The organism is Arthrobacter vasquezii (assembly GCF_029455255.1).
Classification (GTDB): Bacteria; Actinomycetota; Actinomycetes; order Actinomycetales; family Micrococcaceae; genus Arthrobacter_D; species Arthrobacter_D parietis.
This window is the reverse complement of sequence record NZ_JAROKN010000013.1, coordinates 1-25,462: the sequence shown is the minus strand read 5'-3', so window position 1 is coordinate 25,462 and position 25,462 is coordinate 1. Positions and strand designations below refer to the sequence as shown.

Genomic DNA, 25,462 nt, shown 5'->3' with positions numbered 1-25,462 from the left:
TTTATCTCCCCATCCCTTGATCGTGCGTGGCGTGTTGTTCGAACTGGCGTTGTCGTGCCGCGTACCCATCGACCTCGGTCAGGGCTTTCACCTGCCGGTTCGGTCCGTCATGTGCGGGCTGCAGCTTCGGCTCGGGAACATCCGGCAACGGTCCTGCGACAGCGGCCAGCTGGTTTCGGATCGTTTGTGTCAGTACGTTGGCCTCGCGAAGTTCCTTCCCCGCTTCGTGCATGGCGCGGATTGCGCCGAAGGTGCGGAGCATCTGCTGCATGATGAGAGCCTGAGCTACCGGTGACGGTGCGCTCGTGGCAGCCAGAAGGAAGGCTGTGGTGCCGGCCATCCGCAACGGCGGATCAACGGGCTCGGTGATCTTCAGCCCGCTCCGGTGAGCGGACCGGGCCACCGCCCGCGAAGCTTCAGCGAGTGGCCCGGGCGTTGCTTCAGTCGCCCGCGACCAGGCACCGAGCAGACCGGAGGTCTCACGTGCCACATGCGCCCATGACTGGTGATCCCCTGGAGCGACCTTCGTCATCGCTCGCCGGGCTTCTGCCAACTGCACAGCAAGCTTCCTGGCCAGGTCCTCATCGAACGCCTTCCCAGCCACCGACGTCACGGGGGATCCTTGTTTCATGTCCGGGGCGTCCGGGTTCGCGATCCTGTGGTGGCGCTTCGCAGCCCACCATTCCTCCGCTGCTTCCTGCGCCTGCTGCGGCGTATCCGGCCAACTGGTTCGCAATGCGGGAAGGGTGAGGTCTTTGGCGAGTTTCCCTCCCCCGAACCAGATAGGACGTGTGCCCTTCGGAGGCCTTTCAGCCACCGAGTAACCCGTGACAACACTTCGCCCGCCGTCCGCGAAACGGGCGCTGACCAGCAGGCCGCTGCGACGAAGGCGGCGCACAAACTCTGCCTCATGCTGTGAGGCGACCGCGCTGGAACGGACCAGGCGTTCCATCCGGAACCGTGCCGGCTCCTGTCCGCGACCGGCAGACAGTTCGGCTGGTTTGAAGCCGCGCTCGGCGTACTGTCCCAGCTCCATCAGCCCGTACTTCTTCTCGATGCCACGGGCCGTCCGTTGTGCCTTTGGATAGTCGGCGCCGTCGTGCCATTTAGTGCCATCGGACCGCACACGGGAGGCCACGATGTGTATGTGGTCATTGCCGGCGATGCTCGTTCCGTGGTGGACAGCGACCCACTGCACGGGCGCTTTGCCGCTCGTCTCCGTGAGGCCCATTTCGTCCATGAAGTCCTGGGCGATGTCGGCCCACTGTTGCCCGGTTACCGGCCGCTCATCGGCGCGCAGCGAGAGCGAACAATGCCACACGTGATTGGGGACTTCCATGTCGAATGTCCGCCGGTTCAGGTCCAGTTCCTTCGCGATCATGACAGCGGATCCCTCGTCCAGCTGCACGTCATCGAACCACGCCATGATCGTGGGGCTGCCGGTCACCAGGTGCGGGTCGGTGTGCTCATTGCGCTTGCCCGGGCCAACCAGATACTTCATCAGTCCGACCGGACGGTCACCCTTGGTGATGTTCGGGATCATGGCTTCAATTCCTCGATGACGTCGACAATCTTCGCCATCACCTCACGGGCTTCCTGAACTGCTGCCCGGCCATTCGAAGCCATCTCCCCCGTCGTGTTCTGGTGACGTGCCACCTGGTTCATGTTGTTCGCAGCTGTAGCAACCAGGTATCGGATTTCCAGAAGGGTTGCCAGTTCCTGCTTGCGCAGCTGCAGGGAAGCCGGGTCGCCAGTACCCAAGGCCGCGTCAACAAGAATCGCGGAAGGTGACAAACCCGTTTGCGCCTCAAGCTTCAGCAGCTTCGCGCGCTCCATCTCCGACATGGAGACCCGCACGTACTGGGTCTTACCTTCAATGCGCTTGCGCCTGGAAGACCAGACCCGACGCGACGGCCTCGCGGCAGCATCGGTGCCGTCGTCTTCTGAATCCGGGATGGGTGCAGCGGATCTCACCTGGTTTGGATCTGGTTCATTCACTGAAGCGGTCCAACGCTTGAAGCTTCCAAACGTTAAGTTCTCACCGCACTACCTATGGGACGCTACTCGTCACAGCGAGCCAACGGTCAACGCAGCAACGGTGCAGATACCACCATCACGGCTGCCAGCGGCCATTGCCCATTTCGCTGAAGTAACCGGAATGCCGAGGTTACCTTCAGATAGTTGGCCTGTTGTCTATCAGACGTTGGAGTCTTATGCGGCCTTACACGTCTTCAACTTCACGGAAGCCTCAAAATGGTCGCGGGATCAGGCTACCGAGAAAGGCTTCGGTATCCCCCGCGCGGCCTTCACCTTCGTAATTCGGGCTTGCCAGAACGAGGGCACCAAACTGAACGCGGATCCATCGCCGGAAGCGACGGCAATTGCCCGAGCCCTGTTCAACAGCGTTCTAAAAAGAGCTGAGCTTGCAGGCCTCGAAATCAACGAAACAGAGAAACGCGAACTAGCCGACTGGATTCATCACCAGGACCAGGGGTTTTAGGGAATTTTTCCTCGGACAGTTCTTAACTCCCTCGACGCCGAGCGGTATGACTCAATCGCCCGCTGCTGCTTTCGTGAAGTTCGGCGCACAGTGTGCTGCAACCCATGGGATGCAAGACAAAAGTACGAGACAGTTTCGCTAGGTGTGCTCCGTTCCGATTAGGATTTGTCTCGCAGCAAGTCTATGTACCGGTGGACAAATACCGACTGTTCCGTGCACGGGATGAATCACGGTGATGGTTTGGAATACGCTCGTATTCGAGTCACCGGCGGCGCGAACCAAAACTACGTTCTGGATCTGAACCGCAGGACCGACGGTTGGGAACCTTCGAAATGGACGAACTCTTGCTCACATCCGGCACAGTAACCGTAAACATTGAGGCTCAAAGTGTCGGTGACGGTCGAAAAGTGAGCCGTTGTGACGGTTGAAAACTGAGCCACCTGTTCCAAACGATTGGGTGGGTGATCACAGTGGAGGATTGGGCTCTTATTCGGCGGTTGCATCTTGCCGAGGGTGAATCGATGAGGTCGATAGCGGCGAGGTTGGGTGTCTCCCGGAACACTGTTGCGAAGGCGGTGAGTGCTGATGGTCCACCGGCTTATGTTCGTGCACCGCAAGCCTCCGGGATCAAGGCGGTGGAGCCGGCTGTTCGGGCTCTGTTGAAGGAGAACCCGCGGATGCCGGCGACGGTGCTGGCGGAGCGGGTGGGCTGGGCCGGGTCTCCGGCATGGTTCCGGGAGAACGTGGCTAGGATCCGCCCGGAGTACGCCCCGGCTGATCCCGCCGACCGGATCAGTTACGAACCGGGTGATCAGGCGCAATGCGATCTGTGGTTCCCTGAGGTGCGGATACCGGTCGGTGAGGGGAAACCACGGGTGTTGCCGGTTCTGGTGATGGTGTCCTCGTATTCGCGGTTCATCCTGGCCCGGATGATCCCGTCCCGGATGACCGGGGATCTACTGGCCGGCATGTGGGAACTCATCGGGCGTCTGGGTGCTGTTCCGCGGCGGCTGATTTGGGATAACGAAACCGGTATCGGGCGGCGGAACAGTTACGCTGCCGGGGTCGCAGCGTTCGCGGGGGTTCTGGCCACCAGGATCTTGCAGGTCAAACCGTACGACCCGGAATCCAAGGGTGTGGTGGAGCGGGCGAACCAGTTCCTGGAGACATCCTTCCTGCCCGGCCGATCCTTCACCTCGCCGGAGGATTTCAACGCTCAGCTCGGCCTGTGGTTGCCTCGCGCCAATGCCCGGCTGGTCCGGCGGACCGGGGCGCGGCCCGCTGAGCTGATCATCCGGGATAAGGCGGCGATGTTGGGGCTGCCACCGGTTCCACCGGTGACCGGTTTCAGGACCCGGGTCCGGCTGCTGCGGGATTACTACGTCCGGATGGCATCGAATGACTATTCCGTGCACCCGCAGGCGATCGGTAGGTTCGTCGAGGTCACCGCGGACTTGGACACCGTTACGATCGCCCTTGATGGGCGGTGCGTTGGGAGCCATCGCCGGTCCTGGGGAACCGGTCTGACGATCACCGACCCTGACCATGTCGAGGCTGCCGGCGCTCTGCGTAAAGCCTTTCAAAACCCTGCACCTGCCATGGATGTCTCCGGGCTGCGGGACCTGGCCGATTACGACCGGGCTTTCGGTGTGGTCCTTGATGACGGGCAGGTGGCCTGATGCTTGAGGCGAAGGAGACCATCAACCAGATTGAGTATTACTCCCGGGCGATGAAGGCGCCTCGGATACGCGAAGCGGCGCCCAGGCTCGCCGGTCAGGCCCGCGATAACAACTGGACGCATGAGGAATACCTCGCCGCGGTGCTCTCACGCGAGGTCGCCGCACGCGAAGCCTCCGGAGCCGAGACCCGGGCCAGAGCCGCAGGGTTCCCTGCCCGCAAGTCGTTGGAGGACTTCAGCTTCGATCATCAGCCCGGCCTTAAACGAGACACCATCGCCCATCTGGCCACCGGTGCGTTCCTCACCGAAGCATCCAACATCGTCCTGCTCGGGCCGCCCGGAACCGGGAAGACCCACCTGGCGACCGGGTTGGGGCTACGCGCCACCCAGCTCGGCCACCGGGTCCTGTTCGCTACCGCCACCGACTGGGTCGCCCGCCTTCAAACCGCTCATCAGAATGGGCGGCTGCCGCAGGAACTGGTTCGGTTACGCCGTTACCGGCTCATCATTGTTGACGAGGTCGGCTACATTCCCTTTGAGCAAGACGCAGCAAACCTTTTCTTCCAACTCGTGTCCTCACGCTACGAGCACGCCTCGCTGATCCTGACCTCGAACCTGCCCTTCGCACGCTGGGGAGACGTATTCGGTGACCAGGTCGTCGCCTCGGCCATGATCGACCGCATCGTCCATCACGCCGAGGTCGTCACCCTCAAAGGCTCTAGCTACCGGCTCAAACACACCCAGGCAGAGTCGCTGCCCTCGACAAGGCCGGAAAATACGGCAGAATAACCAACGTCAAAGTGGCTCACATTTCAACCCACAAAACGGCTCACTTTTCGACCATCGCTGACACAAAGCCTGAATGCTGACGGATCAATAAAGGTCGCCGGACTTTTACTCACCCGCGAAGCTGGCGCATCTGGCAGCTGAGCAAAAGCAGCTGATAGCGGACCGGATCACCAGAGGGCGCATGCAGAGTGAACTGCTCCCCGGAAGCTGGACTGAGAAATTCGGTTCCGGCTCCCGGGGAGCAGCTTTATGCATGCAGGTAGTTCACTATCAGTGGCACACAGCTCTGTGTATACGGCTGCTGCGCTTGTGTGGTGACAATGTCAGCTAGGCATATGTGCCGGTTGCAGAACCCGAGCGTTGACCGTGCGCTTGGGCGGTCTTCCGCTCAGTACGTCCTGTACGCTTTCCCATGCTAAGTTGCCGGCTTCGAGAAATGCCTCGATCGTTTGGCCCGCTATGTGGGGAGTCACAGTGAGCCCTTCTCGTTCGGCGGCTGCCAGAGTGCTGTGTGGGAGTGGGTTCCTCATGTCGACGTTCTCGGCTTCGAGAACGTCTAAGGCTGCGCCCGCAATGGCACCGGAATCGAGGGCGGCCAAGAGCGCGTCCTCGTCGATGAGTCCCCCACGTGAGGTGTTGATCACAAGGGCCGAAGGCTTCATCAATGCGATCTGGTCCCGCCCGAGAAGATGGCGGGTCGAGGCCAGAAGGGGAAGGTGGAGACTCACCACATCACAAACCCTAAGAAGGTCATCCAACTCAACAGAGGCAGCACCGGCGGCCTCAACGTCGACCGCGCTTGCGTATGGATCGAACACTAGGACCTTCATACTAAGCCCCACGGCCATCTGCGCTACGCGCCTGCCAATCGATCCGAATCCGATGAGGCCGAGGGTGCGGCCGGATAGCTCGAACCCGATCAGGTTTTCTTTGTCCTCGGACCATTTCCCTGCCACGACTGCGCGCTGCGCCGAAGACAGTTTGCGGGCACTGGAGAACAGAAGGGCGAAGACGTGTTCGGCGACGGCGTTGCTGTTAGCGCCTGGCGTTGAGGTGACCCAGACTCCGTGTTCGGATGCAGCCTGAAGGTCTACATTGTCTGTTCCAACGCCGTGTCTGGCGATAATCTTTAGGCGAGGGGATCTAGCGATCATTTCGCTAGTGAAGGTCTCACCGCGCAAGATCACGGCATCGACTGTGTCGGCGACATCAAGGTAGTTCACTTTGGATAGTCCGAATCCAAAGCGCAGAGTGCAGATACTTTGTACCTTATTCAGAACGTCGGGGTGGATCGGGTCTGACACATATACGACTGCTGTCATTGGTTCCTAAACATGGTGGCGCGATAGGAGCTTGAGTCCGACCGATCCGAGCTGATCCCAAAGCTGATGGAGCGGTAGGAATTTATCGGGTGAAGGTTCAGTCAAGAGTCCGTCCTGGGTTGCCCGAATTTGTCCCCGTAATGCCAGACTGTGAATTTGGTTCAGTTCGATGAAGACGCTTGGACGTTCACTATCTTCAGCCCTTCATCGATCCAGGTTCTGTCCCAGTTTCCAGCGAGTATGGCGGCGCTTTCCGCGGCCTCAGCCTCCCCTTTGGCTTCGGCTGCGGTGATGAGTTCCTCGCCTCTCGCTCGGGGCAATACAGCTATGCCGTCTTCGTCGCCGATGATGATGTCGCCGTCGAGCACTGTGAGTCCTGCGACGGAGATGGGGCAACGTAATTCGCCTGGTCCGCTCTTATAGGGGCCCAGATGACTTATTCCGGCGGCGAAGACAGGCGGCGAAACACGATCCAGGTCTGACCTGTCGCGGACCGCTCCATCCACGATGATGCCAGCGAGATCTTTAGTTTGTGCGTATTGGCCCATAAGGCCGCCGAGTATGGCTCTGTCGGTTGCCCCGCCGGCGGCAATCACGAGGATTTCACCGGGGCGGGCGATGTCCAATGCTTTATGGACGACGAGGTTGTCGCCGGGGCGGGTACGCACGGTGAAGGCGGGACCAGCGATCACTTGGCCGGGGGCCAGTCCGGAGACTGGAAGTAGTCCTGGTGCGCCGGCCCAACGTCCGAACACGTCGGACACCAAAGACGAAGCGAGGCCCTTAAGACGTTCGATCAACTCTGTTGGCGGCATGGGGCTGGCGGGGTAGAGGCGGCATTCAGTTTGCATTGGTGATTCTCCTTTGAGCTTGCGCTTGAACTCGGCTGTGGGCAGTCAGCTACCGGGGTGGAATTCTGACAAGTACGGGTGTTAGTCGCCTTGTCCCGCCGTGGGGACTTCCTCGCGGACCTTCTTTTTGCGTACTTTCGCCAGAATCGGCGGAGCAAGCAGGGTCAGCAACGTCAGGATTATGAGTCCAACTGTGATGGGGCGCTGGAGGTAGAAGGCCAACAGCGGTGAGTCTGCTGCCATGATGAGGGACTGGCGGAACCCGGTTTCGGCGATTGGTCCGAGGATTAGCCCGAGGATGACGGGGGCAGGGTGTATGTCTGCCTTCTTCATCAGGTAACCAATGGCACCGAAAGCGACCATCACACCAACGTCGAAGATGTTGTTGGCCATCGCGTAGGAGCCGATCACTGAGAGAACCACGATCAACGCGGCGATGATGCCATTGGGCACGGAGGCGACTTTCACGAAGTAGCGTGCGCCAAGGAGGCCGATGACGCCCATCACGATAGTCGCGAGAATGAATCCGGAGATCATGCTGTAGGTCTCTACAGCGAAGACCGTGAACAGCTCGTGCCCGGGAATCATTCCTTGCATGATCAAACCGCCGAGGAGGATGGCTGTGGCCGTGCTACCTGGAATGCCGAGAGTGAGCATGGGAATCAGTGCCCCACCGACGACTGCGTTGTTCGCTGCTTCTGGTGCCGCTACGCCCTCGATTGCACCCTTGCCGAATTCATGTCGGCGTTTGCTGGAGCGTTTGGCTTCGTTGTAGGCGATCCAGGATCCGATGTCGCCGCCGGCACCGGGGAGGATTCCGACGAAAGTTCCGATGATGGAGGACTTCCCGATCGTTGGGGTTATCCGCCGGAGTTCGGCCTTCGAGGGTAGGCTGCTTCCGCGTACGGAGCTCGGCGTCGTGATGGTCTCCCCGGTGTTCCCGCGAGATTCGACCAGCACCATAACTTGCGCCATGGAGAACAGGCCGATCATTGCGGGAATGAGGGAGATTCCACCCTCGAGCGACGCTGCGCCGAAGGTGAACCGCGGGTACCCCGTGAGGAGGTCTATCCCTATAGTGCCGAGAAGGAGTCCGACAACGGCCGCTGCTATTCCCTTTGCCATCGACTTACCAGCTAGGCCGCCCACGATGGTAAGGCCGAATACAGCGATCATGAAGTATTCCGGTGCTCCGAAGGCAAGCGAGACCTGGGCTAACTTCGGGGCGACGAAGAGCAACGCGATCCCGCTCAGAACCCCACCGACCACGGACGCTATCGTGGCGACGCTGAGAGCTTTCGCTCCCTCACCTTTCAGGGTCATCTGGTAACCATCGAGGCTGGTGGCGGCGGAGGACGGAGTTCCAGGAGTCTGAAGGAGTATCGCCGAGATACTTCCGCCATATACGGCGGCGGTGTACACGGATACCAGAAGCACGAGACCGGGGATGGTTTCCATGCTGAACGTTACGGGAATTAGCAGAGCGATCGCCATGGTGGCGCTCAACCCGGGTAATGAACCAATGAGGATTCCGCCGAGCACGCCCAGCAGCATGACGAGCAGGACATCCAAAGAGAACAGTTCAGCTAGAACACTTACAAGCATGTCACCACTCATTGGTTCCTCCTTCCATGTGCGCGGCGAATAGCTCACCCATCGGCACCGGTACGTTTAGTTGGTAGACGAACAGGAAATAGATGAAGGCCAGGAAGATTCCGACCAGCAGGACGTACTTCAGAACCCCGCGCACTCCTGCGTATAAGAAATAAGCCACCATAAATAGGGCTGACGCTGGGAAGAACCCGACGAAGTAAACGGCAACGACGTAGGCGATGGTCAGCAGCAGTACCGTTGCTGGCGCGCGCACGTTTCGGCGGGTGAGGAGCTGGGCATCCGTGTCGTACTTGCGCCCGTCGGCATAGGAACGCGCAGCTTTAAGTAGGACGAAGGTACCCAGAAAGATCAGCAGAACACTGAGCGCAAAAGGGAAGTAGCGCGCTTCTCCCGGAATCCCGAGACTCAAGACCGTGACGGCAACCCCCACAGCAGCGATGATGGTGCCCACTGCAATGTCCTGCTTCGACAAGGCTTTTTCTAATTGCACGATGCTTTTCTCCTCGTTGTCGGTGCTGGTTATTGCCATCCGAGGAGGGGGAGCAGGTCCATGAGGTCTTCTTCCTCTTTTTTCAGCATCTCGACGTACTCGTCGTGGCCCTTGTAATCGATGAACAGAGCCTGTTCATCCATCTCGGCTTGATGCTCGGGCTTAGTGATTGCCGTCTCGAACGCTTCGCTCAATACTTCTTGTACGTTCTCGGGGATTCCTGCGGGAGCGGCAATCCCTCGGGCCGACCAGTTGTAAATGTCGCCGTAGCCACTTTCTTCAATGGTTGGAACGTCTGGAAGGAAGGCTGAGCGTTCTTCAGACATGACGCCTAAGATGCGCAGGTCTCCGCTTTCTGCTTCCAGCGCAACTTCGCCGACATTGGCGAAGTAGGCGTCAATGTGTCCGCCTAGAACCCCGGCTTTGCCCTCGGCTGCTCCGGTGCCTTGAACGGTTTCGAGCTTTGTACCGTTTTCCTTGTTTATTTTCAACGCTGCGATGTGGTCATCGCTGGCCAATCCGGATGAAGTGGTGGTCACTTGGTTTTCTTGCGCGTATTTGATGAACGCATCAAGATCTGGGAATCGATCATCGTCGGCGCGCACTGCGATAGCACCAGGATCCGTAATGTGGTTAGCGATGGGCCAGAAGTCATCGAGGCTATTGGAACGGTCGAGCTCCGGATTCAGATAGCCGGTCATGAGGTTGGGCGTATTGATATAGCCGAGGGTATAACCATCAGGATCGGCCTTCACCAATGAAGCCCAGCCGACCCATCCCGCTGCGCCTGGCTGGTTCACAACCTGAACAGGAACGCCAAGTTCATCCTCGAGATGTGTCGCGAGAATTCGGGCGCCTGTGTCGGTTCCGCCACCCGGGTCAAAAGAGACGATGAGCTGGATGGGCTTGGAAGGGTAGTCGCTGCCGCCACCGCTTTCGTTGCTTCCGGCAGTGTTCCCCCCGCCACAAGCGCTGCTGGAAAGTGCGATCGCTGCGGCCATCGCTGCGATGCCTGCACCTTTGCTTATGCGTGTCATCATTACCGTGCTCCTTTGCTGGTATTTACCAAGTTGTGGTTTGTTGTGACGCCATATTGGCGAGCGGTTGTTTCGAGGAGAGCCGTGACTTCCTCAGTGAGCGGAATCCCCTCGGACCGACGCTTGTTCGCGGTGCGTTCTTCGATCTCGCCGGGTAGTAAAATTTCCGTCGAGCCGGAAGCCAGTGCGACACCTTTTATTTCGGCAATCAGTGCCTCGGTGTCGGCATGGAAATCCTCTACGGAACGAAAAAGGTCGGCGCGTACAAGCACGAATGCGTGACCTAAGTTTTGGTCATGCTCAAGATCTTTATAGAGATCCGGGATGTGGGGCCCGAAGTTGCTGCCAGTTAAGATCCCACTGAGGATTTCAACCATCAGTGCTATCCCGTAGCCTTTCGGTCCGCCCACAGGAAGGACGACGCCATCGAGGGCTTCTGCAGGGTCAGTCGTTGGATGTCCGTCCTTGTCCAGCGCCCATCCCACTGGAATCGACGTCCCGTTGGTGCCCGCCAGGATGATTTTTCCGCGGGCGACCACGCTGCTAGCCATATCGAAGATGATCGGGGGCGCGCCGTACCTTGGGATGGCATAGGAAAACGGATTCGTTCCGAGGTACCGCTTGGAGCCTCCCCACGGGGGCATATTTGCCGGAGCGTTTGTCATTCCGATTGCAATGAGGCCTTGTGACGCTGCCCGGCCGGTGTAGTCGGCCATCATGCCGCAATGGCTGGAATTGCGCACCCCGACCATGCAGATTCCAGTCTCTATCGCTTTAGCGACGCCCGCATCTATCGCTTCAGTGGCGTTGAGTATGCCATGCCGGGACATGCCGTTCAGGAGGATGGATGAATCCGTTTCGCGTTCCACTACGGCTTCATCAGCCGTGCTTGTCAAGCCGGCGGACAACCTTTTCGCGTAGATTTCTACGCGAGACACTCCATGGGAATCGACTCCACGCAGATTTGCCAGTACCAGATGCTGTGCGATCTTCTCACTCTGTTCCATCGGAAAACCAGAGGCTACAAGGATCGAGCAAGCAGCGTTCTGAAGCTCGACGGAATCAACAAACCTCATCGATGCGTCCAGATCCGGACCATGATTATCTCCTTATTTGATGGACATCAATTGGTCGAGCACACCGAGTCCAAGAGCCGATGTCGCTCTCCCGACTAACTATGCTGAGTGAGTCGCAGAGACGGCCCAGACGTGTCCTCTGCTTCGGCCTGGTCCGTGGCTCCTTTTGCCGTAATCTCCAACCAGGCCATAGACGCCTCGAAAGTGGAACTGGTCGGCGCTCCGAGGCGGCTGACGGTGTCTACAGTGGTCGAAAATTTCTCTGCAACGTGCTCGGTTAGCGCTGCGGGGTACCCCGCTCTGCTTAGCTGCCCTGCAGCTTCAATCACTTCGGCACGCCGACGGACAGCGTGGTCCGGATGAGTTGCCACCATGCTCTCGAGAAGGCTGGTGAACGGTGCCTGGTCCACATCCTGGAGCACCGCGTAAAGGTGATCGAGTACGCCATACGAACGGGCTGCGGGAAGGGCCTCGATAGCTAGCGCCTCCAAACCTTTCATGATTACCGACCGCAAAAGCTTCACAGTCACTGCATCACCGGGTGTGCTATCGGGGAGCAGCCGGAATGGTGCCCCCACGTTCAGGAACATTTCCTCCACCGAGGTATTACGCTTTCCCGCGCAAAGCAAGGGTGTGCGCACGCCGCTGAGAGCGACGGCGCCAGTGATGGCGACGTCGAGATACCCGACATTCGACGCCTCTATAAGTGCGGCGGCTTCGCGCTTGGCCTGAGCAGCAGCCGTTGTCATATCAACGACAGTCGCGCCAGCACTCACATGGCATGCGAGGGGGCCACTCAGCAGAGGCAATACCGAACCCGGAACGCACATCAAGACGAGGTCCTGGCCACCGATCCACTCCGAAACCTCCGGGCGAATCGGAATGCCCGTGCTTTCGGACCAGGTCCTCGCTATTGCCGGCGGATGCGGATCTGAGACAGACACCGTGTGAGTTGCGCTAAGGGCCTCTGCCCAACACAGACCAACTTGACCCAAACCGATGATCGTGATGTTCAAAACAACCCCTTCGTTGTGTGTGATGTTGCTAACAGTACAATTTAAATACCATTCTGCCAAATCCCATTGGCCGGACGGGGGAAGAGACCAAGGTGGTACTTTTATGGTTCTCTAAGGATGCCGCGAGCATGACGCGAGGACGGAACGAAAGCATTCGGGTGTAGTCGCTGATGAGAGGTGGCGCACTGCTCGGTTCTCAGTCACTCGAGACTAGGCTTGACACGAAGTTCATCTTGATTCACGCAATATCGATCTCGGGAGAGTGATGGGGACACGGAGCCATGACGTACTGCGGGATCTTCGCGCCAAGATAACCACTGGAAAAATCCCACCCGGAAGCCACCTCACCGAGCGCGACCTATGCGCCGAATATGGCGTCAGTCGAACCCCAATCAGGAGCGCGCTGAGAAAGCTCGCAGATGAAGGGCTCGTTGTGATATCACCCCACCGTGGCGTGTTCGTTGCAGAGTGGACCAACGCCGATGCTGCAGAGGTGATGTCCATACGAGCACTGCTGGAGTCCCATGCTGCCGGGCTGGCTGCACGCAATCGTTCGGAGTCCCAGATCGAGACCTTGAATCAGTTGTGCGACCGTATGGAAGTACTCGTCGATGAGCAGCCCGACGGGTACCGAGCCGAAGTTGCAGAACTCAACCACGAACTCCACCTGCTCATCCTCGAAGCAGCCGCCTCACCCCGGCTGTTCAACATCGTCAAGGATCTAGCCCTCGCCCCACTGATGTCGGGTTCTTTCCAGTACTACTCGCATGCTCAACTTCACCGAAGCCTGCAAGACCACCGACTCGTTGCTGACGCCATCACGAAAGGCGACGAGCTACGCGCACGTGTCCTAATGGAGGGGCATCTGCGCAATGCCTATGCCGCGCTCACCAGTCGGTAAACAAAATGGCCGAATCACCCCCAAAGTGATGGCATGACCAGCCCGCGGGATGCGATGCGTCCAGGGACTCGGAATACCCTCAAATCCTTGGGCGACTTGCACATAGTGGAAGTGCGACGAGGCCGAACGCCATGCTGCCCGGGTCGAATGGCTCGCAAAGCCAACGCTCCTCGGACCTCCATGCCAACAGTCGAAGCTCGCAGGATCACTGGCACCCCGATCCCGTAAGACCTGCCGGAGAAGGTGCACGATGAAGTTCCGGCGTCTGCAACATCCACTTGTCTTGCAACTCTAGGGTTGCAACACACTAGGACGAGACAACCCCACTCCCCGCCACTACTCACTTCATGTCTTGTTACTCCGTCTCCTAAGTAGGGCCGTTCCTTTTGAACTGAGAAGTAGGTTGCGAGTCACCTTCGGCACCAATCGATTGGGAGGGGCCGCATGGGCAAGCGCCGCCGCCATATTCGCCAGCAGGCCATGGCGTCACAACCCGCGGCAAACGCTGAATTCTCATCTTCGGGAATGAGCTTGGCGGTGCGGTAGCGATCGAGCAGGGCGATGAAGGCACCGGGTGTGTGTCGGTTCCCGATCAAGCCAGCGTCTCGGCTCTTGCCCACGTCCGTGACGTCCTCAATATCGCGCGAGCCTTCATAGCCCTCCCATTCGACGCCGCAATTGGCGGCCAGCTTCGGCCACATCTTATCGTCGCCGAAATATATCGCATCAGACGATGTTGAGGACTCCGTGGGCGACGGCAGGCGTTGTGGCGGCCCACACCATGTGCTCGGTAAGGACCCGGCGTCGGTCATATCCGTCTACCCGTTTCAACGGGCATCTAAGCCCGGGAACACGAACGGCTCGCCTTTCACCCTGCAGAGAGTTGCTTGCGCCGCCAGGGGAGCCCTATGGTTCATGGCATTCCCCATAGCAACCGATCGCAGTGCGCGCCGTGCACCGTGCACCGTGCACCGCCAGGTGAAGCCCTGCCTAGCTGCCGCTGCGAACAGCTCATCCTCCTGCGCGAAGGAGAAGTTCCGGACGGGCAGGCGAGGTTACTTGTCGCGGAAAGGGGGGCCGGACATCCCCTGACATATCGTTTGGGCGCGGGATGGCTGTCAGCCGTGGGCATGAAGGCACCAGCTGAAGGAGGATGAGCTCATTTTGCATGAGACATGCTAAACAAGTGCTCGTCAGAGAGATGGAAAAGGGCAAAAACTCATGGTTGAAAGCAACTACACCCCGCCGCCAAGGGAATACATCCGCCCAGGCGGGCGATACATGATCGAATTAGGCGGTGCATCGACATTCGATAATCACTTCGTCAGAGGCGCGTTCTTCCACGGGTCCGTGTTGGCCGATTACCGGAGAAGGACTAGCATCACCGTCGAGCTGGTGCCCGAGCCCGGGAACCCCCATGACCCCTGGGCAGTTGCATTCCATGTTGAAGGCAGACGCATCGGTTACATGGCGTCTGCCTTTGCCGCCGGCGTGCACGAGTACGTAGCCGGCCACAACAGGCTTGGGCGAGCAGTTCAGGCCCGCGGAGAAGTGCGAGTTCATCCCGAAACCGATGCTCGATCAGCAATTGTTTTCCTGCCTTGGTGGAGAAATCAGGATCGCTTCCACCGGGATTCGGGCATTCCTGCTGAGTGCAACGCGTTGATCGATGATTTGCCAGCCGAGATACAGTTACGGGCGATGCAAACGTCGCAGGACCTAGCCAAAATAGACGTGAGGGCAATCCGTTCGAGGGAACACCTTGCGCCTGGCCTTGTATGGTCGAAACGACGCGGCGTTCAGATTCCTTTTGCTCTGCGTCAGCAGCTGATCTTTCGGGATAAAGAGCGAAAAGAAGAGGCGCGCCAGCAAAGAATCGCTGCGACCAAAGATGCGGAAAGGGCCAAGCTCCTCAAAATGGCGCGAGAAGCTGAGGAGAAGCGGGATCTGGAGAGATCGATCACTGAACTGGCGAGTCAGGGACTTCCCAAGACGGCCATAGCGAGAGCACTCAAGTGTTCAGAACATCAGGTACGGTCACTGCTGAGAGCACGCGGTATTCCAGCACCCGATGCGAACGAGATTAGCCGAAGCGCTCGCCTGAACCGCTGTCATCAAGCCTTGGCTCTTCAACAAGACGGATTAACGCGAAATGAGATAGCGCAATTCATGGGATGCAGCTTCGAAACAGTTAAGGGCATGCTCAAAGACGCGAAGTTCTTCGAGCATCCGTCCTCTGATCCGCAACGCTTGGAGCGTGCACAAGCAGTCAAAGTAGCTGCAAACGTTGTCAAGCTAGCTGATGCGGCCGCAATTCTAGCTTGGACAACTAAAGCAGTGAAAGATGCTCGCAGCGATGCCGCTACTCTGCAAAGCTTCCCTGTGAAGGGCCAGGCGCGTTGCGCGTTCGACGTGAACGAACCTCGGATCGAGCACACCGTCATCTGAGGTGAACTCAGTCGAATCCCACTACATGGCGGCCCTGATGACCCGCGAATTCGGTCTCAACAGGAACTGAAGGCAATAGCCTCGGGCGGAAGCTTCCTTCCTGACCTTGAGTCCGAGCATGGGTAGCCCCGATGTGGCCGTCCATCGCGAGATGAATCCCCTCCCGCGAACCATGTTCCAAATCATATGTGAAGCGTCTTATGGCTACTCTGAGGAGAGACCACCTAGGGGGAACAATGGAGTTTGCAGAACGCCTGACCGCGCTGGCCGCAAAAGTGCGCCAGCAGAAGGGCCAGATCGAGACGGAAGAAGCGACCAAGAACGCATTCGTCATGCCATTCATCTCGACGATTCTCGGATACGACGTCTTCAATCCACTTGAGGTCGTGCCTGAGTTCATTGCCGAGGTCGGCGTGAAGAAGGGCGAGAAGATTGACTACGCGATCATGCACGGTGGCACGGTGCAGATCCTCATGGAGTGTAAGAAGTCCAAAGAACCACTCCGTATTGAGCATGCATCGCAGCTCTTCCGCTACTTCGCAGTGACGAATGCACGGATTGCCATCCTCACCAACGGCGAGGTATACGAGTTCTTCACGGACCTGGACGCGCCGAACCGGATGGATGCCAAGCCGTTTTTGGTACTCGACCTGAATGACGTTGATGAAACGCTTATCCCGGAGCTGATGAAGCTCTCCAAGGACGAATTCGACCTCGATTCCATTATCAGCGCTGCCGGCGAGCTGAAGTACATCGGCGCCATCAAACGAGCTATCGCAGCGGAGTTCCGCGAGCCCGCGGACGACTGGATCAAATTTCTTACTTCCAAGGTCTACGACGGTCCGTTCACCCAGAGAGTCCGGGACCAATTCACGGGACTCGTCACGAAAGCAACGAAGCAGTTCCTCAACGAGCAGGTTAATGACCGTCTCAAGACCGCACTGGGCGCTCCAAACTTTCCAATGGCCAACGATGCCGAGATTGCGGCGACGGTCACTAGCGAAGCATCTGTAGAAGAAGACCCTGTCGAGACAGGTATCGAGACGACCCTCGAAGAGATGGAGGGCTTCCATATCGTCCGCGCCATCGTCTGCGGGGATGTGAAGCCGGCCCGGATTGTTCAACGTGACGCCAAGTCGTACTGCGCGGTCCTTCTCGACGACAACAACCGCAAGCCAATCGCTCGTCTGCACTTCAATCGCATGCAGAAGTACCTCGGACTGTTCGATGAGAACAAGGCGGAGACTCGGGTACCGATCAGTTCATTGGACGAGATTTACGAGCACACGGAAGCGCTGCGCAGTTCGGTGAGAGCGTACCTGGAGCCTTCAGCCAACTGAGGTTCGCGCGGACGCACCGTAGGCCATTGACACCCAACTCACATGGTGCAACGATCCGCTGGTGGCGGAGAAGCTGGCGGTTGCAAGCCCGCGGCTCGTGCGTCGTGCCGCAATAACAATCGGCGTGCTGGTCACGATCGTGCTGGTCTTCGCGGCGATTCGGGTGGCGTCGGACTGGCCCAACATCCTCGCCGGAACCACACCCGACGACGACTTCGGCGTACGGTACGTCGCCCACCCATGGCTTGCTTACCTCCATATCGCTCCGGGCGTCATCTTCCTCCTGGGAGCACCGCTGCAGCTGTCACGCCGGTTCCGAAGCCGGCACTACACCGTGCATCGGTGGCTCGGACGGGTACTGCTCAGCTGCGCCCTTCTGTCCGGACTGTTCGCACTCCTCTTCGGCATCCCCAACGCCTGGGGAGGCGCACCCGAGGCCGTCGCGACCCTACTCTTTGGCTGCTGGTTCCTGGCCTGCCTCGTGCTCGCATTCCTCGCGATCCGGCGTAACGAGGTACCGCAGCATCGCCGCTGGATGATCCGCGCATTCGCCGTTGGACTCGGCGTCGGCACCATCAGGATCTGGGTCGGCATCTTCGAGGGCATCGAACAGGCAACCTCCGGAGGGACAACGCCAGCCACCCCGGACCCGACGATGTTCGGCATCGCCTTCTGGCTCGCGCTCTCGATGCACGTCGCCGTCGGCGAATGGTGGCTGCGCCGCACCCCCGCCCTGACAGGATGAGCACCAACGAAGCTGTGCCGAACGGCATATCGATCGTCTCGATCCCGTATAACTCACCCGATGCGGCCGCCCTGGTCGAAGGATTGCAGGACGAGTACGTACAAATTTACGGCTCGCGAGATGACAGCCCTGTCGACGCGGACCAGTTCGCGCCGCCCCAAGGAGGTTTCGCCGTCGGCTACTTTGACGGCACCCCCATTGCCATCGGAGGCTGGCGACTGCACGATGACGGCCGCGCCGAACTCAAACGCATGTACGTGGCGGAAGCACACCGAGGAAACGGGTACTCCCGAGCCATGTTGCAGTGGCTGGAACGGTCAGCAGCCGCAGCCGGCATTGGCATGATGGTCCTCGAGACGAACCAACAACACGCCGCTGCCCTGAACCTGTACTGGTCAGCCGGCTACGAACCCGTATCCGCTTTCGGCATCTATGCGGATGATCCGGGATCGGTCTATCTTGGGCGAGACCTGACGCACTGACCGCTTCGACCATGCAGCGGAGTGCCGCCGTCGTGCTCCCTCATCTGCAGCCCAGCGGCTGACACGAGGGATGGGCGCGGATGCCTAACTAGAGCAGCGTCCCGGAACGGGCGAAGAGCTTGTCCGTTGCGATCTGGGCACCACGACCAAGTGACTCGAGCTTCGCTGCAGCAATCTGCGGGTGAATCCTGCCGCCCAGACCGCAGTCGGTAGAGGCAATGACATTCTCCCGGCCAACCAGCGAAGCAAAGCGCTCAATGCGCTGGGCAACCAGTTCCGGGTGCTCGACGACGTTGGTCGCATGGGAGACGACGCCGGGAACCAGCACCTTCCCGGCCGGAAGGTTCGTGTCCTGCCAAAGCGCCCACTCGTGTTCGTGGCGAGCGTTCGCGGCCTCGAAGGAGTACGAGCCGGCGTTGATCCCCAGTACCAGATCGACGATGTCCTTGAACTCGATGTCCGTGGTGTGCGGACCGTGCCAGGAACCCCAGCAGATGTGGAGCCGGACCTGCTCCTCGGGAAGCCCGCGAATGGCGTAGTTCAACGCCTCTGCCCGGATCTGGGTGAACTTCTGGTAGTCCTCGACGCTGGGCTCCGGATTGATCTGGTCCCAGTTCTCGGCAATCGAGGGATCATCGATCTGCACGATGAGTCCTGCTTCGACGATCGCCTTGTACTCCTCGCGCAGGACATCAGCCCATGCGTAGATGAACTCTTCCTCCGTGGCGTAGTAGTCGTTGCCGATCCTGCTGGCGGATCCCGGCGAAAGTGCCGTGATGAATCCGGTCGGAATGCCCGCAGCGCCCAGCCCCGACTTCAGGTTCGCGATGTCGCTGGCGAGCGCCTCCTGCCCGGTATACGAGATAGGCCCGGTAGCGGACGGGAAAGCGGTAGCGTTCTTGCCGATCTGAATGCCGCTTTCAGGATCCTGATACGCCGCTGCGAAGCGGGTCCAGTCGCGGCGGTCAGCGAAAGAAGTCAATTTGATCGCGCCGGGTTCGCTGCGGACAGGTTCTGCAAGGATCGGGTTGAAGTCCGTCAGTTCGAGGCCCGCGGTGCGCTGAAAGCTGTAGGTCCACCAGGCGCCGTAATCGACCGCGTTGGACATCGCCTTCCCGTACTCGCCATCGCCCGGGATCGTGATCCCGAGATCCTTCTGCCGCTGGACCAGATCGATTACTGCTGCGGTGAGCAGGCCCTCGAATTCTGGCGTCCGCTCGAGGGTGAAGCCGTCTTCGGCGAAGGTACGTGCGGCGTTGGCCTCGATGAGTTCGGGCGTGCGCGGCAGTGAGCCCGCGTGGCTGGTGTGAATGCGATCAAGTGTCATGAAGCTTTCCTTCCATCGGTCCTACCATTAGCACCCTTCCGGACAGGGAAATCCGGGGGAAGCTGCAGCGTCACGGAGGCAGGTCTCTCAGCTGCTCTGGATGGTGTGGCTTAGGGCTCTAAATCCACTGGTAACGCAGGCACGCCCCCTCCACAGCCGAAACTGAGCACCAATCGGAGGGGCTATTCACCATCATGGACGGCAACGCCGTCGCTCACGAAAACATGACGTAATGGACCCGACTCTCACCGGCGGCCACTTCCGTACAAGCCGCTTCACCGGCCCTTTCAGTCCTCCCTTCAGCGCACCGTTTACAAACGTTCACGGATCACGCAAACGTTTGCGTAGTGTGGGTGCCGCAGATCACGAAACCGTTTACGTAAACCGTTTGCGCTCAGACACGGGAGGAGGACTATGACGACTATCAGGGACGTTGCGAAGGACGCCGGCGTATCGGCGGCCACTGTCTCGCGGGTCGTCAACGGCCTCCTGGGATACTCCGAGGAAACGCGGCAGCGCGTCGAGGAAGCTGTGCTCCGCCTCAACTACGAAACCGACTTCATGGCCCGTGGCCTTAAGACGCGGCAGACCTCGGTGATCGGGCTCCTCGCCCCCATGGTGTCCGATGCGCTCGCTTCAGAGGTTATGCGCGGCGTCGAGGAAGCCGCCCGCGAGCACGGCTACGCCGTCATGCTGGGTCGGACGGGATCACAGTCGGTTTTCATCGACGGTTACCTACGAACCCTGCGCACCTACCGGGCCGCCGGCGTCATCCTGATCTCCGCGGTCATTACCCAGGAGATGCGGCAGCTCCTCGGCCCAAACATCCCGGTCATTTCGGTCGCCATCAGCGACAGGTCCGGTCCCCCAAGCGTCTCCATCGATGACGAGCGGGCTGCCTACGACGCCACGCGTCACCTGCTGTCCCTAGGGCATCAGCGGATTGGTTTGCTCGCCGGGGACCCGACGTCAATCTATGTCGCCCATCCACGGCAGCGCGGCTACGAGCGGGCCATGAGCGAGGCCGGCCGCACACCCGTCGTGGCACACGGAACCTTCTTCTACGACAGCGGTGCCCCCGGCCTCGATGACCTGCTCAGGCAGGAGCCGAATCTCACCGCGGTCTTCGCCGTAAGCGACGAGATGGCCGCCGCCGTCGTGAACGAACTACAGGAGCGAGGACGGCGCGTCCCGGACGACGTCTCGGTGCTCGGTTTCGACAACACCTCAACGTCCCAGCACGTCCACCCTCCCCTCAGCACCGTCGCTCAGCCCCTCGAAGACATGGGCAAGACGGCGGTCAACAAAATCCTGCGCGCCCGTGACCTCGGACCGCGCATCATGCCGCACTCCATCATTTCCCGCGGCAGCACCAGTCCACCCCATCAATAACACCGACCCCGAATTAGCAGTACCCCACTCGTAAGGAGCACAAACATGAGGCAACGACGCCATTCCCGGCAGATCCTCCTCGGAACAGCAGCACTGACCATTTCCGTCCTCGCACTCACCGGCTGCGGCGGAAGCAGCGAATCCGGCGGCGAGGCAGAACAGCAGCAGGATGCAGCCGCTGCATTCGAAGGCCGTGGACCCATCAACTACGTTTCGTCCCGAGACGCCTCCGGCGCCGCACAGGACAGCATCGACAAGTGGAACGCGGAACATCCAGACGAGCAGGTAACGTTCATCGAACTGCCCGATTCCGCGGACCAGCAGCGCCAGCAACTGGTGCAGAACGCCCAGATCGAGTCGGATACCTTCAGCGTCCTGAACCTCGACGTCGTCTGGACCTCGGAGTTCGCCGCGAACCGCTGGATCCTGCCGCTGCCCGAAGACGCCCTGCCGACGGAATCGATGATTCCAGCGACGGTTGAGGCCGCGTCCTACCGCGACACGTTGTACGGCGCCCCGTACTACACCGACGGCGCACTGCTCTACTACCGCACTGATCTCCTGGAGGCTGCCGGAGTCAATGCTCCTCCCACCAACTGGGAGGAAATGACGGCTGCCTGCGAGAAGGTGCTTGCCCTCCCCGAGGCTGCGGACATGTCCTGCTACGCCGGGCAGTTCGATAAGAACGAAGCCCTGACCGTGAACTTCACCGAAGCCGTCGGTTCCGCCGGCGGCCAGGTGTTCGACGCCGAGGGCAACCCGACAGTAGACACTCCGGAAGCCCTCGCCGGCCTCACCCAGCTCACCGAAGCGTTCGAAAAGGGACTCGTCCCCAGCGATGCCATCACGTACCTCGAGGAGCAGGGCCGCCGCGCCTTCCAGGAAGGCGAGCTCGTCTTCCTGCGCAACTGGCCCTTTGTCTACTCCTCGCTCACCGCGACGGATGGCTCCAGCGACGTCGTCGACAAATTCGGCATCAGCGCCGTTCCGGGCATCGGGGACAACCCCGGCGTATCCACCCTCGGCGGCAGGAACCTCGCTGTGTCACCCTTCACGGAGAACAAGGCAACCGCCCTCGACTTCATCAAGTTCTTCACCAGCGAGGAAGAGTCAAAGGCACGCCTGGACAAGAGCTCACGTGCGCCCGTCTACCCGTCGCTCCTTGAGGATACCGCCGTCGTCGAAGAGCGTCCGTTTTATCCCACGCTCCTCGAATCCCTCGAGAATGCGCAGCCGCGTCCCAAGGTAGTCCAGTACGGCGCGACGACGACGGCCATCCAGGAGGAGGCTTATGCCGCCCTCACCGGGGAAAAGACCCCCGAGCAGGCCCTTGCCGATATGCAAGCGAAGCTCGAAGAACTGTCAGCCGAATAGTCGGCGGCGCAGTGGCCGTCGCACGCATGTGCGGCGGCCGCTGACCCGGCCTCGTTTCCACGAAACACGCTCAGTGAGGACCCCATGAGTACCAGTACCCCTGCGCGCCCGCATGCTCGGAGCGGCCAGCTCCCCCACAAGCGCAAACCCGGTACCCGCAGCCCAGGCGAAGGCAGGATGGCGGCACTGCTGCTCTCCCCCACCCTGCTGGTGCTGGCGCTGGTCATTGCCTACCCCCTCATTTCTGCCCTGTACCAGTCGCTCTTCCGGGAGGAATCCGGGCTGGACGAGAGCGGCTTCGTTGCAGAGGGCGAGAAGTTCGTCGGGCTCGCGAACTACACCGATATGTTCGTCGGCGATTCCGGCGGAAGATTTCTGAATGCGCTCGCCAACACCACTTTCTTCACCCTTACCACCGTCACGCTTGAGACTGTCCTCGGCCTGTGCCTCGCATTGGCGATGAACCGAGCGTTTAAGGGGCGCGGCCTGCTGCGAGCCAGCATCCTCATTCCCTGGGCGATACCTACCGCCGTCTCCGGCCTGCTCTGGCGCTGGATCTTCCAGTCGGACGGCATCGCCAACCACCTGATCGGCAGCGAGATCCTATGGACCGCCGAGGGATTCCAGGCGAAAGCGGCGGTGATCATCGCCGAAGTCTGGAAGACAGCACCGTTCATCGGGCTGCTCGTCCTGGCCGGAATGCAGGTCATCCCCGAGGAAGTGTACGAGGCCGCCCGCATCGACGGCGCCGGCTGGTGGCGCCAGCTGGGCTCCATCACCCTCCCGCTCGTGAAGCCGACGCTGCTTGTCGCCGTCCTCTTCCGGCTTCTTGATGCCCTGCGGATGTTCGATCTCCCCTTCGTGCTGATCGGCCCCGGCAAACAATCTGTGGAGACCCTCTCCATGCTTGCGTGGGATGAGTCGAACCAGCTGCGCTACGGATCGGCATCGGCGTTCGCCATCATCCTCTTCCTCTATGTGGCCCTCGTTGCCATCGTCTTCGTGAAGCTGCTCGGCGCCGATGTCGCCGGAACCAAGGAGGTGCGCGCCCTCCGCAGGGCCGGCCGCACCCGGAAGGCAAAGGCACTCTAATGACCCAGATTCCCGTTCTGACACCCACCGAAACACCCGACGACGCCCCGCAGCGCAAGCTCAAGAGACGCGGTTGGAAGACCTACCTCACGTACGTCGGCCTCGCAGCGATCTTTGTCTACTGCCTCGCACCGTTCTACTGGATGCTCGTTTCCAGCTTCCGCCGCACGGCAGACATCTTCGAGAACAGTCCCATCCCCCAACCGTTTTCGGCCGAGAACTACGTCAAGGTGTTCGACGGCGCCACGCTGTTCGGCAGGGCCCTCGTCAACAGCTTGATCGTCGCCGGCGTCACCACCACGGCAGCGCTGGTGCTCGGCATCTTCGCGGCGTACGCCATCTCGCGTCTGAACTTCCGGTTCAAGTCCGTAATTCTCGGCGTCATCATCGCAACGTCGATGTTCCCCGGCATCTCCGTGGTCGTGCCTCTGCTGCGCCTGTTCACCGACATCGGGTGGATCAACACCTACCAGGCGATGATTGTGCCCAACCTGTCCTTCGCCATCCCGCTCGCGGTCTGGAACCTCACCACCTTCATGAAGGCACTGCCCTTTGACCTCGAAGAAGCGGCGATGATCGACGGCTGCACGAAGTGGCAGGCGTTCCGAAAGGTGCTGCTGCCGCTGGCCGCCCCGGGCGTCTTCACGACGGCGATCCTTACCTTCATCCATAGTTGGAACGAGTTCATCATCGCTCTCTCAATGATCAACGATCCCAATCTCCAGACCGCCACGGTCGCTATCTCGAAGTTCACCGGAGCCACTGAGTTCCAGGCCCCCTTCGGAGAGCAGATGGCAGCCGGTGTGATCGTCACCGTTCCTCTGGTCATCATGGTGCTCATCTTCCAGCGGCGCATCGTTGAAGGCCTCACATCGGGAGCCACCAAATGAGTGACGCAACGTCGGCCGGTCAGAGGCCCCGCTGGTGGCAGGACGCCGTCATCTATCAGGTGTATCCCCGCTCCTTCGCCGACGGCGACGGCGATGGCGTCGGGGACCTCGCCGGGCTACTGTCCCGCCTGCCCTACATCGCATCGCTCGGCGTGGACGGCATCTGGATGACACCATTTCAGCCATCCCCGCAAGTGGATCAGGGCTACGATGTCAGCGACTACTGCGGCGTCGATCCGCTCTTCGGAACCATGGAGCAGTTCGATGAACTGCTCCAGGCAGCTCACGCGCTGGGCCTTCGGATCTTCCTCGACGTGGTGCCCAACCACTGCTCGTCGGAGCATCCCCTGTTCCAGGCCGCAGTCGCCGCCGGACCTGGCACTCCCGAGCGGGCAATGTTCCACTTCGCGAACGGGCGCGACGCTGACACCGCGCCGAATAACTGGCAAAGCGTCTTCGGCGGCCGCGCGTGGAGCCGGGTCAGCCCAGGCTCGGACACAGACCAGGAGTGGTATCTGCACCTCTTTTCCCCGCAGCAACCGGACTGGAACTGGCGCAACCCGGCGGTGGGCGACTACTTCGAGGGCGTGCTGCGGTTCTGGTTCGACAAGGGAGTGGACGGGCTTCGCATCGACGTCGCACACGCGCTCTTCAAGGCTGACGGACTGCCTGACGCCGTCAATGCTGACTCAGTGGTCGACGGCTTGCGCTCCAACCTCCACGTATCCGACCAGGAGGATGTGCACGAGGTGTACCGGCGATGGCGCAGAGTCGCCGACTCCTACTCCGCGGAGCGGGTGCTCGTCGGTGAAGTGAATCTTGACCCGCATCGCGCCGCCCGTTACACGCGGCACGACGAGATGCACCAGGCATTCGCGTTCGCTTTCGTGAAACTGGGCTGGGATGCCGCTGCTTGGGCAGCCGTGGGTACCGAACTTGAGGCAGCGCGCAGGGAGCACGGCGCAGCTCCAACCTGGGCGCTCGAGAACCACGACATCGTCCGCTCCGCCACACGGTTCGGCGGAGGTGAGCGCGGAGCCCTGCGAGCACGTGCCGGCCTGCTCGCCGTCCTCGGGCTGCCCGGTGGCGCGTACATCT

Annotated in this window: 23 protein-coding genes; 13 read left to right on the top strand and 10 right to left on the bottom strand. The window is 60.3% G+C overall.

Features of this window, described 5'->3' with window-relative positions; genetic code table 11:
• Window position 1 precedes the first annotated feature (1 nt).
• Together P4U43_RS07385 and P4U43_RS07380 are read right to left on the bottom strand one after the other, a co-directional pair.
• Window positions 2-1,543, bottom strand: coding sequence for a relaxase/mobilization nuclease domain-containing protein (locus P4U43_RS07385; RefSeq protein ID WP_277358140.1), 1,542 nt, complete (start codon window positions 1,541-1,543; stop codon window positions 2-4).
• Complete coding sequence (locus tag P4U43_RS07380) at window positions 1,540-1,974, bottom strand: plasmid mobilization relaxosome protein MobC (protein WP_277358139.1); 435 nt, start codon at window positions 1,972-1,974, stop codon at window positions 1,540-1,542. Before P4U43_RS07380 ends, P4U43_RS07385 begins: the two co-directional genes overlap by 4 nt.
• Here P4U43_RS07380 and P4U43_RS07375 point away from each other — a divergent pair.
• The 3 genes from P4U43_RS07375 to istB all read left to right on the top strand — a co-directional run bounded on the left by P4U43_RS07375 (window position 1,955) and on the right by istB (window position 4,967).
• Window positions 1,955-2,500, top strand: coding sequence for a hypothetical protein (locus P4U43_RS07375; RefSeq protein ID WP_277358138.1), 546 nt, complete (start codon window positions 1,955-1,957; stop codon window positions 2,498-2,500). The genes P4U43_RS07380 and P4U43_RS07375 overlap by 20 nt on opposite strands.
• A gap of 461 nt (window positions 2,501-2,961) precedes the next feature.
• A complete protein-coding gene (istA, locus tag P4U43_RS07370; protein WP_277358137.1) occupies window positions 2,962-4,179 on the top strand; it encodes an IS21 family transposase in 1,218 nt (405 codons plus the stop codon).
• Entirely contained in the window at window positions 4,179-4,967 is a 789-nt protein-coding gene (gene istB / locus P4U43_RS07365; RefSeq protein ID WP_056549599.1) for an IS21-like element helper ATPase IstB, read from the top strand. The genes istA and istB overlap by 1 nt, the downstream gene beginning before the upstream one ends.
• 323 nt (window positions 4,968-5,290) lie before the next feature.
• Here istB and P4U43_RS07360 read toward each other — a convergent pair whose 3' ends face one another.
• The 7 genes from P4U43_RS07360 to P4U43_RS07330 all read right to left on the bottom strand — a co-directional run bounded on the left by P4U43_RS07360 (window position 5,291) and on the right by P4U43_RS07330 (window position 12,373).
• Window positions 5,291-6,289 (bottom strand): hydroxyacid dehydrogenase, encoded by a 999-nt coding sequence (locus P4U43_RS07360; RefSeq protein ID WP_277358136.1) that lies wholly within the window; start codon window positions 6,287-6,289, stop codon window positions 5,291-5,293.
• A 161-nt stretch (window positions 6,290-6,450) separates the two neighbouring features.
• Complete coding sequence (locus P4U43_RS07355; protein WP_277358135.1) at window positions 6,451-7,140, bottom strand: RraA family protein; 690 nt, start codon at window positions 7,138-7,140, stop codon at window positions 6,451-6,453.
• Window positions 7,141-7,221: 81 nt separating this feature from the next.
• Window positions 7,222-8,757 carry a tripartite tricarboxylate transporter permease gene (locus P4U43_RS07350; protein ID WP_277358134.1) on the bottom strand — a complete coding sequence of 512 codons (1,536 nt, stop codon included), beginning with the start codon at window positions 8,755-8,757 and terminating at the stop codon, window positions 7,222-7,224.
• A complete protein-coding gene (locus P4U43_RS07345) occupies window positions 8,747-9,283 on the bottom strand; it encodes a tripartite tricarboxylate transporter TctB family protein (protein ID WP_277358133.1) in 537 nt (178 codons plus the stop codon). Before P4U43_RS07345 ends, P4U43_RS07350 begins: the two co-directional genes overlap by 11 nt.
• Window positions 9,274-10,284, bottom strand: a complete 1,011-nt coding sequence (locus P4U43_RS07340) for a tripartite tricarboxylate transporter substrate binding protein (protein WP_277358132.1) — start codon at window positions 10,282-10,284, stop codon at window positions 9,274-9,276. Before P4U43_RS07340 ends, P4U43_RS07345 begins: the two co-directional genes overlap by 10 nt.
• Window positions 10,284-11,357, bottom strand: coding sequence for an Ldh family oxidoreductase (locus P4U43_RS07335; protein ID WP_277358131.1), 1,074 nt, complete (start codon window positions 11,355-11,357; stop codon window positions 10,284-10,286). Before P4U43_RS07335 ends, P4U43_RS07340 begins: the two co-directional genes overlap by 1 nt.
• A 95-nt stretch (window positions 11,358-11,452) precedes the next feature.
• A complete protein-coding gene (locus P4U43_RS07330) occupies window positions 11,453-12,373 on the bottom strand; it encodes an NAD(P)-dependent oxidoreductase (RefSeq protein WP_277358130.1) in 921 nt (306 codons plus the stop codon).
• Window positions 12,374-12,638: 265 nt separating this feature from the next.
• Between P4U43_RS07330 and P4U43_RS07325 the strand changes: the two genes are divergently transcribed.
• The 5 genes from P4U43_RS07325 (at window position 12,639) to P4U43_RS07305 (ending at window position 18,289) form a co-directional block, all read left to right on the top strand.
• Window positions 12,639-13,274, top strand: a complete 636-nt coding sequence (locus tag P4U43_RS07325) for a GntR family transcriptional regulator (RefSeq protein WP_277358129.1) — start codon at window positions 12,639-12,641, stop codon at window positions 13,272-13,274.
• Window positions 13,275-14,495: 1,221 nt separating this feature from the next.
• Complete coding sequence (locus P4U43_RS07320) at window positions 14,496-15,722, top strand: hypothetical protein (RefSeq protein WP_277358128.1); 1,227 nt, start codon at window positions 14,496-14,498, stop codon at window positions 15,720-15,722.
• Between the two features lie 236 nt (window positions 15,723-15,958).
• Window positions 15,959-17,062 (top strand): type I restriction endonuclease, encoded by a 1,104-nt coding sequence (locus tag P4U43_RS07315; protein ID WP_277358127.1) that lies wholly within the window; start codon window positions 15,959-15,961, stop codon window positions 17,060-17,062.
• Between the two features lie 61 nt (window positions 17,063-17,123).
• On the top strand, window positions 17,124-17,807 hold the full coding sequence (locus tag P4U43_RS07310) for a DUF2306 domain-containing protein (RefSeq protein ID WP_277358126.1): 684 nt from the start codon (window positions 17,124-17,126) through the stop codon (window positions 17,805-17,807).
• On the top strand, window positions 17,804-18,289 hold the full coding sequence (locus P4U43_RS07305; RefSeq protein WP_277358125.1) for a GNAT family N-acetyltransferase: 486 nt from the start codon (window positions 17,804-17,806) through the stop codon (window positions 18,287-18,289). The genes P4U43_RS07310 and P4U43_RS07305 overlap by 4 nt, the downstream gene beginning before the upstream one ends.
• An 88-nt stretch (window positions 18,290-18,377) precedes the next feature.
• On the opposite strand, the gene P4U43_RS07300 is transcribed toward P4U43_RS07305, so the two are convergent.
• Entirely contained in the window at window positions 18,378-19,616 is a 1,239-nt protein-coding gene (locus P4U43_RS07300; protein ID WP_277358124.1) for a cobalamin-independent methionine synthase II family protein, read from the bottom strand.
• A 414-nt stretch (window positions 19,617-20,030) separates the two neighbouring features.
• Here P4U43_RS07300 and P4U43_RS07295 point away from each other — a divergent pair, with 414 nt between their 5' ends.
• From P4U43_RS07295 to P4U43_RS07275, 5 genes are all read left to right on the top strand, one after another.
• On the top strand, window positions 20,031-21,008 hold the full coding sequence (locus P4U43_RS07295; RefSeq protein ID WP_277358123.1) for a LacI family DNA-binding transcriptional regulator: 978 nt from the start codon (window positions 20,031-20,033) through the stop codon (window positions 21,006-21,008).
• Window positions 21,009-21,053: 45 nt separating this feature from the next.
• Complete coding sequence (locus P4U43_RS07290) at window positions 21,054-22,382, top strand: ABC transporter substrate-binding protein (RefSeq protein ID WP_277358122.1); 1,329 nt, start codon at window positions 21,054-21,056, stop codon at window positions 22,380-22,382.
• Between the two features lie 84 nt (window positions 22,383-22,466).
• Window positions 22,467-23,474 carry a carbohydrate ABC transporter permease gene (locus P4U43_RS07285; RefSeq protein WP_277358121.1) on the top strand — a complete coding sequence of 336 codons (1,008 nt, stop codon included), beginning with the start codon at window positions 22,467-22,469 and terminating at the stop codon, window positions 23,472-23,474.
• Window positions 23,474-24,364, top strand: coding sequence for a carbohydrate ABC transporter permease (locus tag P4U43_RS07280; RefSeq protein WP_277358120.1), 891 nt, complete (start codon window positions 23,474-23,476; stop codon window positions 24,362-24,364). The genes P4U43_RS07285 and P4U43_RS07280 overlap by 1 nt, the downstream gene beginning before the upstream one ends.
• Window positions 24,361-25,462 (top strand): alpha-amylase family glycosyl hydrolase (locus P4U43_RS07275; protein ID WP_277358119.1); only part of this gene is annotated, 1,102 nt, incomplete at its 3' end. The genes P4U43_RS07280 and P4U43_RS07275, both read left to right, overlap by 4 nt.

What these genes read in the sequence shown, in the direction of transcription:
- P4U43_RS07335 (WP_277358131.1), bottom strand. Translation starts at nt 11,357, where the DNA reads ATGAGGTTTGTTGATTCCGTCGAGCTTCAGAACGCTGCTTGCTCGATC.
- P4U43_RS07320 (WP_277358128.1), top strand. Translation starts at nt 14,496, where the DNA reads ATGGTTGAAAGCAACTACACCCCGCCGCCAAGGGAATACATCCGCCCA.
- P4U43_RS07295 (WP_277358123.1), top strand. Translation starts at nt 20,031, where the DNA reads ATGACGACTATCAGGGACGTTGCGAAGGACGCCGGCGTATCGGCGGCC.
- P4U43_RS07350 (WP_277358134.1), bottom strand. Translation starts at nt 8,757, where the DNA reads ATGAGTGGTGACATGCTTGTAAGTGTTCTAGCTGAACTGTTCTCTTTG.
- P4U43_RS07300 (WP_277358124.1), bottom strand. Translation starts at nt 19,616, where the DNA reads ATGACACTTGATCGCATTCACACCAGCCACGCGGGCTCACTGCCGCGC.
- P4U43_RS07345 (WP_277358133.1), bottom strand. Translation starts at nt 9,283, where the DNA reads ATGGCAATAACCAGCACCGACAACGAGGAGAAAAGCATCGTGCAATTA.
- P4U43_RS07280 (WP_277358120.1), top strand. Translation starts at nt 23,474, where the DNA reads ATGACCCAGATTCCCGTTCTGACACCCACCGAAACACCCGACGACGCC.
- P4U43_RS07325 (WP_277358129.1), top strand. Translation starts at nt 12,639, where the DNA reads ATGGGGACACGGAGCCATGACGTACTGCGGGATCTTCGCGCCAAGATA.
- P4U43_RS07385 (WP_277358140.1), bottom strand. Translation starts at nt 1,543, where the DNA reads ATGATCCCGAACATCACCAAGGGTGACCGTCCGGTCGGACTGATGAAG.
- P4U43_RS07375 (WP_277358138.1), top strand. Translation starts at nt 1,955, where the DNA reads ATGGGTGCAGCGGATCTCACCTGGTTTGGATCTGGTTCATTCACTGAA.
- istB (WP_056549599.1), top strand. Translation starts at nt 4,179, where the DNA reads ATGCTTGAGGCGAAGGAGACCATCAACCAGATTGAGTATTACTCCCGG.
- P4U43_RS07360 (WP_277358136.1), bottom strand. Translation starts at nt 6,289, where the DNA reads ATGACAGCAGTCGTATATGTGTCAGACCCGATCCACCCCGACGTTCTG.
- P4U43_RS07315 (WP_277358127.1), top strand. Translation starts at nt 15,959, where the DNA reads ATGGAGTTTGCAGAACGCCTGACCGCGCTGGCCGCAAAAGTGCGCCAG.
- P4U43_RS07290 (WP_277358122.1), top strand. Translation starts at nt 21,054, where the DNA reads ATGAGGCAACGACGCCATTCCCGGCAGATCCTCCTCGGAACAGCAGCA.
- P4U43_RS07285 (WP_277358121.1), top strand. Translation starts at nt 22,467, where the DNA reads ATGAGTACCAGTACCCCTGCGCGCCCGCATGCTCGGAGCGGCCAGCTC.
- P4U43_RS07355 (WP_277358135.1), bottom strand. Translation starts at nt 7,140, where the DNA reads ATGCAAACTGAATGCCGCCTCTACCCCGCCAGCCCCATGCCGCCAACA.
- P4U43_RS07340 (WP_277358132.1), bottom strand. Translation starts at nt 10,284, where the DNA reads ATGATGACACGCATAAGCAAAGGTGCAGGCATCGCAGCGATGGCCGCA.
- P4U43_RS07305 (WP_277358125.1), top strand. Translation starts at nt 17,804, where the DNA reads ATGAGCACCAACGAAGCTGTGCCGAACGGCATATCGATCGTCTCGATC.